Source organism: Amycolatopsis sp. NPDC051071, from assembly GCF_040682875.1.
Classification (GTDB): domain Bacteria; phylum Actinomycetota; class Actinomycetes; order Mycobacteriales; family Pseudonocardiaceae; genus Amycolatopsis.
This window is the reverse complement of the sequence record NZ_JBFBBY010000205.1, coordinates 1-12,238: the sequence shown is the minus strand read 5'-3', so window position 1 is coordinate 12,238 and position 12,238 is coordinate 1. Positions and strand designations below refer to the sequence as shown.

Here is a 12,238-nt window from a genome sequence, read left to right as displayed (position 1 = left end):
TTGCGCTAGGCGCTAGGAAGGGGGCCTTCATGTCCTTGGCTCACCTGCTCGTGGGCAGGTGGGGGATAGGGTGGGGGGATGAGTGACGCGGAGACGTTGTTCGAGCGGATCATCGCGGGGGAGATCCCGGCCGAGAAGGTGTACGAGGACGCGACGACGTATGCGTTTCGGGACATAGCGCCGCAAGCGCGGGTCCACGTGCTCGTGGTGCCGAAGAAGCGGTACCGGAACGTCGCCGAGGTGGCCGCCGCCGATCCGCAGGTGCTCGCGGATATCGCCTTGGCGGCGAAGAAGGTCGCGGAACTCGAAGGGATCGCCGAGTCCGGCTACCGGGTGGTGTTCAACACCGACGGTGACGCCGGGCAGACCGTCTTCCACGTGCACGCGCACGTGCTCGGCGGCGAGCAGCTGGGACATTTCGGCCGCTGAAGGTCACGGCCGGGAGAAACCGGACTGCGTACCGACATCCGCAACCAGTAGCATCGACCAAGTCAGAGTCGTTGGAAATCGCAGCGTAAGCGCAGGAAGTAGGCCAGAGGCCACGTGGCCGGAACCGTACCGGGTGAAGCCGCCCGACCCGACGTTCCCACGGACGTCACAACGAAGGCCGACGAGGCCTCCATCACCGAAGCGGCCCAGTCCCGATTCCCCATCCCCGACGCCGCCGCGCTCAGCCTGCTCGGCTCAAGGGACGAAAACCTCCGCGTCGCCGAGGAACTCCTCGCCGCCGACGTCCACGTCCGGGGCAACGAGGTCACCTTGACCGGGACCCCGGCCGACGTCGCCTTCGCCGAGCGTGTCTTCGCCGAACTCGTGACCATCGCCGGCCGCGGCCAGCAGGTCGACCCGGCCACCGTCCGCCGCACCGTCGGCATGCTCTCCACCGGTGACCACGAGTCGCCTGCCGAAGTGCTGAGCATGAACATCATCTCCCGGCGCGGCAAGACGATCCGGCCCAAGACGCTCAACCAGAAACGCTACGTCGACGCCATCGACAAGCACACGATCGTGTTCGGCATCGGCCCCGCCGGTACCGGCAAGACGTACCTCGCCATGGCCAAGGCCGTCCAGGCCCTGCAGGCGAAGCAGGTCAGCCGCATCGTGCTGACCCGCCCGGCCGTCGAAGCGGGCGAGCGCCTCGGCTACCTGCCGGGCACGCTCAACGAGAAGATCGACCCGTACCTGCGCCCGCTCTACGACGCGCTGCACGACATGGTCGAGCCCGAGTCGATCCCGCGCCTCATGCAGGCGGGCACCATCGAGATCGCGCCGCTCGCGTACATGCGCGGCCGCACCCTTAACGACGCCTTCATCATCCTCGACGAGGCGCAGAACACCACGCCGGAACAAATGAAGATGTTCCTCACCCGGCTCGGGTTCGGTGCCAAGATCGTCGTCACCGGCGACGTCACCCAGATCGACCTCCCCAATGGCCAGAAGAGCGGCCTCCGGGTGGTCCGGGACATCCTCGAAGGCGTCGAGGACCTCCACTTCGCTCAGCTCACCAGCCAGGACGTGGTGCGGCACAAGCTCGTCGGCGACATCGTCGACGCGTACGAGAAGTGGCAGGCAGTGCAGGACAGCCAGGACCAGGGCAACCGGGGCCAGGGCAGCGGTTGGAAAGGTCAGCGGCGTTCATGAGCATCGAGATCGCCAATGAATCGGGCGTGAACGTCGACGAGACCTCGATCGTGTCGGCCGCCCGCTTCGCACTCGACAAGATGGAGGTCAGCCCGCTCGCCGAGCTGTCCATCCTCCTCGTCACCCTCGAAGTGATGGAGGACCTGCACGAACGGTGGATGGACCTGCCAGGTCCCACCGACGTCATGGCCTTCCCCATGGACGAGCTCGACTCCTCCCGCCGCCCCGACGCGCCCGACGCGTCGCCCGCGTTGCTCGGCGACATCGTGCTCTGCCCGGCGTTCGCGAAGGACCAGGCCAAGACCGCCGGGCACGGCCTGATGGACGAGCTGCACCTGCTCACCACGCACGGCGTGCTGCACCTGCTCGGCTACGACCACGCCGAGCCCGCCGAGGAACGCGAGATGTTCGGCCTGCAAAAGCGGATACTCGGCGAGTTCCAGGCCGCGGTGGCCGCGGTGGACCGGCGTGACGCGCAGCGCACCGCGGACGACCGGCTTCTCGGCACGGCAGGCCTCGACACCGTGCCCGCCGAAGAACCCCCCGCCTAGTCATGGGCAGTCCGACGGCACTGCTGCTCATCGCTATCGCGCTGATTTTGCTGGCCGGGGTGTTCGCGGCCGCCGACGCCGCGATCAGCACGGTCTCCAAGGCCCGCGCCGACGGCCTCGTCCGGCTGGGCCGTCCCGGCGCGCGGCAGCTCGCGCTGGTCATCACCGAACGCCGTCGCCACATCAACCTGATCCTGCTGCTGCGGATGACCTGCGAGCTGACCGCCACCGTGCTGGTCACCGTCGACATCCTCGGCTGGATCCGGCCGCTGTGGCTCGCCGTCGTCGTCGCCGGTGCCGTGATGGTCGTGGTGAGCTACGTGCTCATCGGCGTCGGCCCGCGCACCCTCGGCCGCCAGCACCCGTACCGGATCGGCTTGGTCGTCGCCGGACCGGTCCGCGTCCTCGGCTCCATCCTCGGACCGCTCAGCAAGCTGCTGATCGTCGTCGGTAACGCCATCACCCCGGGCCGCGGCTTCCGCGAAGGCCCGTTCACCTCCGAAGTCGAGCTGCGTGAACTGGTCGACCTGGCGCAGGAACGCGGCGTCGTCGAGGAATCCGAACGCGAGATGATCCACTCGGTGTTCGAACTCGGTGACACCGTCGCGCGCGAGGTCATGGTGCCGCGTACGGAGATCGTCTGGATCGAGCACGAGAAGACCGTGCGCCAGGCACTCGCGCTGGCCCTGCGCACCGGGTTCACCCGGCTGCCGGTGATCGGCGAATCCGTCGACGACGTCTCCGGTGTGGTCAACATCAAGGACCTCATGCAGGCCTACATGGCCGAGGACGGCCGGCAGCGCCGGGTCGGGGAACTGATGAACCCGGCCGGCTTCGTCCCGGATTCCAAACGGCTCGACGACCTGCTCAAGGAAATGCAGGTCTCGCACAACCACATGGCGATCGCGGTCGACGAGTACGGCGGCACCGCCGGCCTGCTGACCATCGAGGACATCCTCGAAGAGATCGTCGGCGAGATCACCGACGAATCCGACACCGACGAACGCCCCGAGGTCGAGGAACTGGAGAACGGCGCGGTCCGCGTCTCGTCCCGGCTCTCGATCGACGACCTCGGCGAACTGTTCGGGATCGACCTCGAAGACCACGACGTGGAGACCGTGGGCGGGCTGCTCGCGGAGCGACTGGGTAGGGTCCCGCTGCCGGGGGCCGAAGCCGAGGTCGCCGGACTTCGGCTGTTCGCCGAAGGCGGTAAGGACCGGCGCGGGCGGATGCGGATCACCACGGTGGTCGTCCACCCCGCCGACGCGGACGCGGTGAACGACGCGGCACAGGGCAGGCGTCGCACCCGGGTCCCGCAGCCCGATGAAAGTGACAGGAGTGTCGAACATGCCTGAGCTGGACGCCGAGGACCAGAAGCTGGTGACGCTGGCCCGGTCCGCGCGAGCCCGCACCCAGGCCGCCGAAGGCGCCGCGCTCCGCGACTCCGACGGCCGGACCTACGCGGCGAGCACGGTCGACCAGCCGTCGTTCAAGCTCACCGCATTGCAGGCCGCCGTCGCCGCTGCCGTGTCGAGCGGCGCCGAGGGCATCGAGGCCGCCGTCGTCGTCAGCGACGAAGGGCTACTGAAAGAGGAGTCCGCGCACGCCGTGCGGGACATTTCCGAAACGGCGCCGATCCACCTGGCCGATTCGAGTGGCAAGGTGCTGGACCGATGACCGAACCGCATCGCTCCGGATTCGCCTGTTTCGTCGGACGGCCGAACGCGGGCAAGTCCACGCTGACCAACGCGCTCGTCGGCAGCAAGGTCGCGATCACCTCCAGCAAACCGCAGACCACCCGGCACGCCATCCGTGGCATCGTCCACCGCGACGACGCGCAGCTGGTGATCATCGACACGCCGGGACTGCATCGCCCGAGGACGCTGCTCGGCGAGCGGCTCAACGACATCGTCCACTCGACATGGTCCGAAGTGGACGTCGTCGGGCTTTGCGTACCCGCCAACGAAAAGGTCGGTCCCGGTGACCGGTACATCGCCGCGGAGCTGAAGAAGATCGCCCTGCGCACGCCCGTGGTCGGGATCGTCACAAAGACGGATCTGGTGAAACCCGAGCAGGTCGCCGAGCAACTGCTCGCGCTGCAGGAGGTCATGGAGTTCGCCGAACTCATCCCGGTGTCCGCTGTGGACGGTTTCCAGGTCGGCGCGCTCGCGAACCTGCTGGTACGCCACCTTCCCGAAGGCCCGCAACTGTATCCGGGCGGCGAACTCACCGACGAGCCCGAGCAGACCCTGGTCGCCGAGCTGATCCGCGAGGCCGCGCTGGAAGGTGTCCGTGACGAACTCCCGCACTCGATCGCCGTGACCGTCGAAGAAATGCTGCCGCACGAGGGCAGGGACGACATGATCGACGTGCACGCGTTCCTCTATGTGGAACGGCCGAGCCAGAAGGGCATCATCCTCGGGCACAAGGGTGAGCGGCTCAAGGACGTCGGCGCCCGCGCCCGGCAGCAGATCGAGGGTCTTCTCGGCACAAAGATCTACCTCGACCTGCACATCAAGGTCGCCAAAGAGTGGCAGCGTGACCCCCGTCAGTTGCGACGGCTGGGCTTCTGACTGATTTCTCCTGAACGGTATGTCTCGATTCGGTCGCGGACACCGGTTGATGGTGTGGAACCGGACGGCGAACCCTAGAGTCTCACTCCTCGACTCCGGTGATCGCCGATCGGGCGGCGGCGTCCGGGTCCAGTTCGACATTTCATTCGTGAAGGGAAAGCGGTAAATGACCGACAACCAGGGCCTGCCCAACTACTCCGGCGACCCTCAGGGCGGAGGCGGCTTCAACAACCCGGGCCCGCCGCCCAACAACAACCTGGTGTGGGCGATCCTCAGCACGGTCCTGTGCTGCCCGCCCTTCGGTATCGTCTCGATCGTCAAATCGACCCAGGTGAACAGCCTTTGGACGCAGGGTCAGCCCGCCGCCGCGGAAGAGGCGGCCAAGGCCGCCAAGAAGTGGGCCATCATCGCCGCGATCTCCGGTGTCGTGGTCGCCATTCTGTACGTCGTCTTCTTCGTCGTGCTCGGTGTCTACGCTAACTCGGTCGATGTGAACAACTACCGCTGATAGCGACCGAGGGGGAGACTTCATGACCGACCAGTACCCGAACTACCCGCCTCCGGGCGGGCCTCCGCCGCAGCAGCCGTATTACGGTGGCATGCCGAACTACGGCCCGCCGCCGGACAACAACCTGGTGTGGGCCATTCTCTGCACCGTGTTGTGCTGTTTGCCGCTGGGTATCGTCGCGATCGTGAAGTCGAGCCAGGTAGAGACGTTGTGGGCGCAGGGCTTCCACGCCGAAGCCCATAAAGCCGCTGACGACGCCAAGAAGTGGTCGATGTGGGGAGCGATCGTCACCGGCGGATTCTTCTTGCTGTACATCATTTTCGTCGTGGTGATGATCTTCATCGGTGCGTCGGCGGGAAGTTTCGCGCCGTGACGACGACCGTCTACACGGGATTCCCGGCGCGCGGGTTCAAAGCACGGGCCCGCGCGCTGGGACCGTCCTTGGCCATCGCGGCCGGTGCCGGGCTCGGCTGCGTCGTACTCTGGCTTGGCGATCCCACCACCCCCGGCGGGCCGCTTCCGATCTGTCCCACCAAGGCGCTGCTGGGTATCTCGTGCCCCGGCTGTGGTGGCATGCGGATGGTCTACAGCGTGCTGCACGGTGACATCCCCGCCGCACTGCATTACAACGCGGTGTCCTTTGTGGTCATCCTCATGCTCATCTGGAGCACCGCCGCCTGGACGGTCGGCAGGCTCCGCGGCCGGGCGATGAACAGCTGGCTGCACTGGCGCTGGACTCCGCTCGCGTACGGTGTCGTGTTCGTCGTCTGGTTCGTGATCCGTAACCTGCCTTTCGCCCCGTTCACCTCGCTGAAGGTCTGAGCGCCGGGCCGGGCCCCGGATCGTCGGTGGGACCGAGTACGCTCCCGCGCACCGGTCTGCTCGGCGTGTCCCATGCCGTACATTCAGGCCGGGTCGCCGCACGAGGTCCCGTGCGGCAGGGGCGAGGAACCAGCGAGGGGATTTCGATGACCACTCCCTACGGCCAGCAGCCGCCGGGACAGCAGCCGCGGCCCGGGTTCGGGGATGGGCAGCAGTCACCGCAGCCGCAGCAGCCGTTCGGACAGCAGCCGCAACCCTCGCCCTTCGGGCAGCAGCCGGGCCAGCAGGCGCCCTTCGGCCAGGCGCCCCAGTTCGGTCCTCGGCAGGATTACGCCCACTGGGGCCTGCGGGCCGCGGCGGCCCTCATCGACTTCGGACCGATCGTCATCCTGCCGATCATCGGTATCGTCATCGCCACGAACGTGTCCTCGGTCATCGGTGGCATCATCGCCGGTATCGGCTACGTCGCGGCGTTCGGCTGGACGCTCTACAACCGGTGGATCCAGACGGGGAACACCGGCCAGTCCCTCGGCAAGAAGATCCTGAAGATCAAGCTCGTCCGCGAGGCCGACGGCCAGCCCATCGGCCCGCTGATGGCCTTCGTCCGCGACCTGTGCCACAACCTCGACGGCTGGGTCTGCGGGCTCGGCTACCTCTGGCCGCTGTGGGACGACAAGAGCCAGACGTTCGCGGACAAAATCCTCAGCACCGTCGTGGTCCCGGCAGACGCCGCGCCCGCCGCCGCGCCGTTCGGCCAGTCCACGGGCTTCCCCGCGCCGCCGCAGCAGCCGTCGGCGCCTTTCGGCGCGCAGCCGGGCCAGTTCGGACAGCCGCCGCAGCAGTCGCCCTTCGGTCAGCAGCCCCAGCAGCCGTTCGGACAGCAGCAACCCCAGCAACCGTTCGGGCAGCAGCAGGCACCGCAGCAGTCCCAGCCGAGCCCGTTCGGGCAGCAGCCGCCGGGAACCGCGCCGCCGTCCCCGGAGTCCCAGCCTGGACCGGGCTTCGGCGAGGCCGAGCCGACACAGGTGCTTCGCCCCGGTTCGGGGCAGCAGAGCGGGCAGGCGCCGTCCGGATTCGACGAAGCCGAGCCGACGCAGAAGATCACACCGGACCAGCTGAGGCAGCAGCTGCCCGGTGCGGACGGGCCGAACCAGCCCGGAACGCCGCAGCAGTAGCACCCGGACCGGCGGGATCCACCCGCCGGAAAGCACGACAAAAGTGGGGAACCGATGACGAACCCGTACGGCCAGCAGCCCGGCTACGGCCAGCAGCAGCCCTATGGCCAGCAGCCTCAGCCCGGCTACGGACCCCCGTCCGGCGCCACGCCGTCGCCGTACGGCCAGCCGTCGGGAGCCAACCCGATGCCCTATGGCCAGCCGGCGCCCTACGGTCAGCCCGCGCCGTACGGCCAGCCTTCGCCCTACGGTGGCGGTGGCCCGGGCGGTATGCCCGGCGGCGGCGACATCAACTCGATCCCCGACTACAAGGGCTGGGCGATTGGCTGCATCTTCCTCTGCTGGATCATCGCGATTTTCGCGATCATGAAGTCCAACGAGGTCAACACGTACAAGATGCAGGGCAACTACGCCGCCGCCATGGACGCGTCGAAGTCGACGAAGACCATGTGCATGATCGCTTCGATCATCGGTGGCGTCGGCTGCCTCTTCTCCATTCTCTGGATCATCCTGGCCGTCGCGACGGCGTTCTAGCCGCGCGGTAAGACAGAAAGAACAACGAGGAAGACTTCGATGACCAACCCTTACGGCCAGCAGCAGCCCTACGGCCAGCAGCAGCCTGGCTATGGCCCCCCTTCGGGCGGCATGCCCGCCCCCTACGGTCAGCCCGCCCCGTATGGCCAGCCCGCTTACGGCGCTCCCGGCGGCATGCCGGGTGGTGGTGGCGGTGACATCAACGCCATCAAGGATTACAAGGGCTGGGCGATCGGCTGCATTTTCCTCTTCTGGATCATCGCGATTTTCGCGATCATGAAGTCCAACGAGGTCAACACGTACAAGATGCAGGGCAACTACATGATGGCGGAGCAGGCGTCGAAGTCGACGAAGACGCTCTGCCTGATCGCCACCATCATCGGTGGCATCGGCTGCCTGCTCTCGATCCTCTGGATCATCTTCGCCGTCATCCTCGCGGCGTCGGCGACCACTTACAGCAGCTGCTACGGCAGCTACTGCTGATTTCGGGGCGCACCACCCCGATGTCGGTCCCAGATGGGACGATGTCGGGGTGGTGAACCTCTATCGCGACACCGGGGTGGTGTTGCGGACGCACAAGCTGGGTGAGGCCGACCGGATCGTCACCCTGATCACGCGGCGGCACGGCAAGGTCCGTGCGGTCGCGAAAGGCGTGCGTCGGACCTCGTCGCGCTTCGGGGCGCGGCTGGAGCCGTTCGGGCACGTCGACGTCCAGTTCTACACCGGCCGTTCCCTCGACGTGATCACCCAGGTGGAGACGGTCGACGCCTTCGCGCTGCCGCTGGTGGCGGACTACCAGCGCTACACGGCCGCGAGCGCCATCGCCGAGACGGCGGACAGGCTGTCCGCCGAAGAGGGCGAGCCGGTGCTCAAGCTCTACATGCTTGTCGTCGGGGCGCTGCGTGCGTTGGCGGGCGGCGAACGCGACAGTTCCCTCGTCCTCGACGCCTTCTTCCTGCGTGCCATGGCCTACGCGGGCTGGGCGCCGGCGATCACCGAATGCGCCCGGTGCGGCCTGCCGGGGCCGCACAAGGCGTTCAGCGTGTCCGCGGGCGGCTCGATGTGCCCGAACTGCCGCGTCCCCGGTTGCGTGCATCCCTCGCACGAGGTCCTGACCCTGCTCGCGGCGCTGCTGCACGGCGAGTGGACGGTGGCCGAGGCCTCGCTGCCGGTGCCGCGGCGGGACGCGTCCGGCCTGGTCGCGGCGCATCTGCAGTGGCATCTGGAGCGGCAGCTGCGGTCGCTGCCGCTGGTGGAGAGGCGTGCGCGGGAGACCATCATCCCGGCGCAGTAGGGTCGCGGACACAGGTTCACTCGATCAGGAGGCTCGCAGGTGCTGCGCAGGGGACGCGAGAACAAAGCGTCACAATTCGAACTTCGCGCGCCGGAGCCGCATCCGTCCGGTGCCCGGCCGCCGGAGATCCCCCAGGAACTGCTCCCGAAGCATGTGGCGCTGGTGATGGACGGCAACGGCCGCTGGGCCAACCAGCGTGGCCTGCCGCGGATCGAAGGCCACAAACGCGGTGAAGCGGTGATGATCGACGTCGCCAGCGGTGCCGTGGAGCTGGGCGTCAAATGGCTTTCGGTGTACGCCTTCTCCACCGAGAACTGGAAGCGGAGCCCGGAAGAGGTCCGCTTCCTGATGGGCTTCAACCGCGACACCATCCGCCGTCAGGTCGACTACCTCGGTTCGATCGGCGTCCGCATCCGCTGGGCGGGCCGCCGTCCGAAGCTGTGGGCGAGCGTCATCAAGGAACTGCAGGTCGCCGAGGAGAAGACCAAGGACAACACGGCGCTGAACATGACCATGTGCGTCAACTACGGCGGCCGTGCCGAACTGGCCGACGCGATGCGCCGGATCGCGCAGGACGTGGCCGACGGGAAGCTGAACCCGGACAAGGTCACCGAGAAGACCATCGGGAAGTACCTGTACCAGCCCGACATGCCGGACGTGGACTTGTTCCTGCGGCCGTCGGGGGAGCAGCGGACGTCGAACTTCCTGCTCTGGCAGTCGGCCTACGCCGAGATGGTTTACCAGGACACACTTTTCCCCGATTTCGACCGCACCCACCTGTGGCGGGCGTGCCTCGAATTCGCGAAACGGGACAGGCGCTTCGGCGGCGCCATCGACAAGGCTTCTGAAGGGACCGCATGACCACCGAAGCAGCGGACACGGCGGCGTTGCTGACGTCGGCACGCGAAGCACTTGAGCGCTACCTGGAAGTCCACGTCGACGACGACGGCGCCCTGACCTTCGCGCACGCGGACGTCCCCTGCGTCATCCAGGCGACCCGGCTGGCCGAAGGGCTGACCGTGCTGAGCCTGACCTGCGTGGTCGCCTGGGATCTGCCGGACGACCCGGCGATCGCGGTTTCGGCGGCGGAACGTGCCGGTCAGGGTTTGTTCGGGACGCTCGGTGTGGTGCGCTCGGAGAAGGGCATCGACATCACGCTGAGGTACGCGTTCCCGGCCGAGGGGATGGAGCCCTCGCCGCTCGGGACGTTGCTCATGCTGGTCGTGTCGACCGCGTCGCAGCTGCGTACCGATCTGCTGGGCACCACACCCGGGGACTGATCTCCTCCACACAGGGTCACCTGGCATCATTCCGCGCATGGAAACCATTTCCAGAAGCGCCACGGAGAAGAAGCCGGCCCGGCGGTTCAAGATCACCTCGATCGAGGTGCTCTGCGCGATCCTGCTGATCGCGATCCTCGGGCAGGGCTGGCTCCAGCAGGTGTTCGACGTGCCGGCGCTGCGGACCGGCTCGACGGTGTTCGTCGCCGTCTGTGTGCAGGCGCTGCCGTTCCTGGTGCTCGGGGTGCTGATCAGCGGGGCGATCGCGGCGTTCGTCCCCGCGCGGGTGCTGGAGAAGGTGCTTCCCCGGCGAGCCGGTGCGGCCGTCGGCGTCGCGGGTCTGGCCGGGGTGGCGCTTCCGGGTTGTGAATGCGCTTCGGTGCCGGTGGCGCGACGGCTGATCGGCCAGGGCGTCGCGCCCGCGGCCGCGCTGACGTTCCTGCTGGCCGCGCCCGCGGTGAATCCGGTGGTCCTGGTCGCCACCGCTGTCGCGTTCCCCGGCAACCCGGAGATGGTGTTCGCCCGGTTCGCCGGTTCGCTCGCCACCGCGATGGTGATGGGCTGGCTGTGGGCGAAATGGGGCAAGCTCGACTGGATCGCGGAGCGCGCCCTGCGGCGTCTTCCCGAAGTCCAGCACGGTTCGCGCTGGAAGACGTTCGCCGAGACCGCGCGCGGTGATCTGGTCGAGGCCGGTGGTTTCCTCGTGCTGGGCGCGATGATCGCGGCCGCGATGAACGTCCTCGTGCCGGCCAAATGGTTTGGCGTGCTGGGGGAGCAGGTCGTGCTCGGGGTGCTGGTGATGGCCGTGCTGGCCGTCGTGCTGGCACTGTGCAGTGAGGCCGACGCGTTCGTCGCCGCGTCGCTGACCGCGGTGCCGCTGGTGCCGAAACTGGTGTTCCTCGTGGTCGGCCCGGCCATCGACGTGAAACTGTTCGCACTGCAGACCGGCACCTTCGGCAAGTCGTTCGCGCTGCGGTTCGCGCCGGTGACGTTCGTCGTCGCGCTGTCCTGCGCTGTCGTCTCGGGCGTGCTCATCCTCGGAGGTGGCGCGTGAAACGCGAGACCCAGAACATCCTGCTGATCCTGCTGGGCGGGGCGCTGCTGAAGATCACCGTCAACGGCGACTACCTGCGCTACGTGAAACCCGCGCAGCAGCCGTGGATCATCGCGGGCGGCGCCGTGATGGTCGCGCTGGGCGCCGTCGCGATCGTCCGGGACCTGCTGGCCGCGCGGGCCGCCGCCTTGGATGCCCACGCGCACGACCACCACACACGGTCGGCGTGGCTGCTGATGGTGCCGGTGCTGGCCGTCTTCCTGGTCGCGCCACCCGCACTGGGCGCGGACTCGGTGACCCGCACCGAGGCCAGGGCACCGCAGAGCGCCTCGGCGAGCAACGCGGCCGCCTTCCCACCCCTGCCCGCCGGCGACGTAGTGCCGCTGGAGGTCAACGATTTCGTCAGCCGCGCCGGCTGGGACAAGAGCGGGACGCTGAACGGGCGCACGGTGAAGCTGTCCGGTTTCGTCGTGCACAACGAGGGCAACACGATGCTGGCCCGGCTGGTCATCGGCTGCTGCGCAGCCGACGCCTTCCCGATCACCGTGCGGCTGGTGGGGGAGGGCGTCTCGGATTTCGGCAACGACACCTGGCTGGAGGTGACCGGCGTCGTCGTCCCGGGGACGGCGGTGCGGGGAAACAGCTACATGCCGGACTTCACGCTCACCTCGGTGCGGCAGGTTCCGGCGCCGAAGGACCCTTACGAGTACTGAAGGCCCAGTCCCCCAAGTACGTGAAGGCCCCCTTCCTTGCCCGCGACGACCTCGAAGACGGCGGCGCGTGGCTGTACGCCGACACCGTGCGCC

The 12,238-nt window shown here is 67.9% G+C and carries 17 protein-coding genes; all 17 read left to right on the top strand.

Annotated features, from left to right (window positions below; all coding sequences use genetic code 11):
• The first annotated feature begins 78 nt into the window (after positions 1-78).
• On the top strand, positions 79-429 hold the full coding sequence (locus AB0M65_RS36710; RefSeq protein WP_364038700.1) for a histidine triad nucleotide-binding protein: 351 nt from the start codon (positions 79-81) through the stop codon (positions 427-429).
• Positions 430-543: 114 nt separating this feature from the next.
• Positions 544-1,641 (top strand): PhoH family protein, encoded by a 1,098-nt coding sequence (locus AB0M65_RS36705; RefSeq protein ID WP_364038697.1) that lies wholly within the window; start codon positions 544-546, stop codon positions 1,639-1,641.
• Positions 1,638-2,192, top strand: coding sequence for an rRNA maturation RNase YbeY (ybeY, locus tag AB0M65_RS36700; RefSeq protein ID WP_364038694.1), 555 nt, complete (start codon positions 1,638-1,640; stop codon positions 2,190-2,192). Before AB0M65_RS36705 ends, ybeY begins: the two co-directional genes overlap by 4 nt.
• 2 nt (positions 2,193-2,194) lie before the next feature.
• On the top strand, positions 2,195-3,547 hold the full coding sequence (locus AB0M65_RS36695; protein WP_364038691.1) for a hemolysin family protein: 1,353 nt from the start codon (positions 2,195-2,197) through the stop codon (positions 3,545-3,547).
• Entirely contained in the window at positions 3,540-3,869 is a 330-nt protein-coding gene (locus tag AB0M65_RS36690; RefSeq protein ID WP_364038688.1) for a cytidine deaminase, read from the top strand. The genes AB0M65_RS36695 and AB0M65_RS36690 overlap by 8 nt, the downstream gene beginning before the upstream one ends.
• Positions 3,866-4,765 carry a GTPase Era gene (gene era, locus AB0M65_RS36685; RefSeq protein ID WP_364038685.1) on the top strand — a complete coding sequence of 300 codons (900 nt, stop codon included), beginning with the start codon at positions 3,866-3,868 and terminating at the stop codon, positions 4,763-4,765. Before AB0M65_RS36690 ends, era begins: the two co-directional genes overlap by 4 nt.
• A gap of 166 nt (positions 4,766-4,931) precedes the next feature.
• A complete protein-coding gene (locus tag AB0M65_RS36680) occupies positions 4,932-5,273 on the top strand; it encodes a CD225/dispanin family protein (RefSeq protein ID WP_364038683.1) in 342 nt (113 codons plus the stop codon).
• 22 nt (positions 5,274-5,295) lie between these two features.
• Entirely contained in the window at positions 5,296-5,646 is a 351-nt protein-coding gene (locus AB0M65_RS36675; RefSeq protein WP_364038681.1) for a CD225/dispanin family protein, read from the top strand.
• Positions 5,643-6,095: a DUF2752 domain-containing protein gene (locus tag AB0M65_RS36670; RefSeq protein ID WP_364038679.1), complete on the top strand. Its 453-nt coding sequence runs from the start codon at positions 5,643-5,645 to the stop codon at positions 6,093-6,095. The genes AB0M65_RS36675 and AB0M65_RS36670 overlap by 4 nt, the downstream gene beginning before the upstream one ends.
• Positions 6,096-6,241: 146 nt before the next feature.
• Positions 6,242-7,270 carry an RDD family protein gene (locus AB0M65_RS36665; protein WP_364038676.1) on the top strand — a complete coding sequence of 343 codons (1,029 nt, stop codon included), beginning with the start codon at positions 6,242-6,244 and terminating at the stop codon, positions 7,268-7,270.
• A 54-nt stretch (positions 7,271-7,324) separates the two neighbouring features.
• Positions 7,325-7,804, top strand: a complete 480-nt coding sequence (locus tag AB0M65_RS36660; protein WP_364038673.1) for a CD225/dispanin family protein — start codon at positions 7,325-7,327, stop codon at positions 7,802-7,804.
• A 39-nt stretch (positions 7,805-7,843) separates the two neighbouring features.
• Positions 7,844-8,287, top strand: a complete 444-nt coding sequence (locus AB0M65_RS36655) for a CD225/dispanin family protein (protein WP_364038670.1) — start codon at positions 7,844-7,846, stop codon at positions 8,285-8,287.
• A gap of 49 nt (positions 8,288-8,336) precedes the next feature.
• Positions 8,337-9,098: a DNA repair protein RecO gene (recO, locus tag AB0M65_RS36650; RefSeq protein WP_364038667.1), complete on the top strand. Its 762-nt coding sequence runs from the start codon at positions 8,337-8,339 to the stop codon at positions 9,096-9,098.
• 39 nt (positions 9,099-9,137) lie between these two features.
• A complete protein-coding gene (locus tag AB0M65_RS36645) occupies positions 9,138-9,959 on the top strand; it encodes an isoprenyl transferase (protein ID WP_364038664.1) in 822 nt (273 codons plus the stop codon).
• Positions 9,956-10,378, top strand: coding sequence for a hypothetical protein (locus tag AB0M65_RS36640; protein WP_364038661.1), 423 nt, complete (start codon positions 9,956-9,958; stop codon positions 10,376-10,378). Before AB0M65_RS36645 ends, AB0M65_RS36640 begins: the two co-directional genes overlap by 4 nt.
• A gap of 37 nt (positions 10,379-10,415) precedes the next feature.
• Complete coding sequence (locus tag AB0M65_RS36635; RefSeq protein WP_364038658.1) at positions 10,416-11,432, top strand: permease; 1,017 nt, start codon at positions 10,416-10,418, stop codon at positions 11,430-11,432.
• Complete coding sequence (locus AB0M65_RS36630; RefSeq protein WP_364038655.1) at positions 11,429-12,145, top strand: TIGR03943 family protein; 717 nt, start codon at positions 11,429-11,431, stop codon at positions 12,143-12,145. Before AB0M65_RS36635 ends, AB0M65_RS36630 begins: the two co-directional genes overlap by 4 nt.
• Positions 12,146-12,238: the final 93 nt, after the last annotated feature.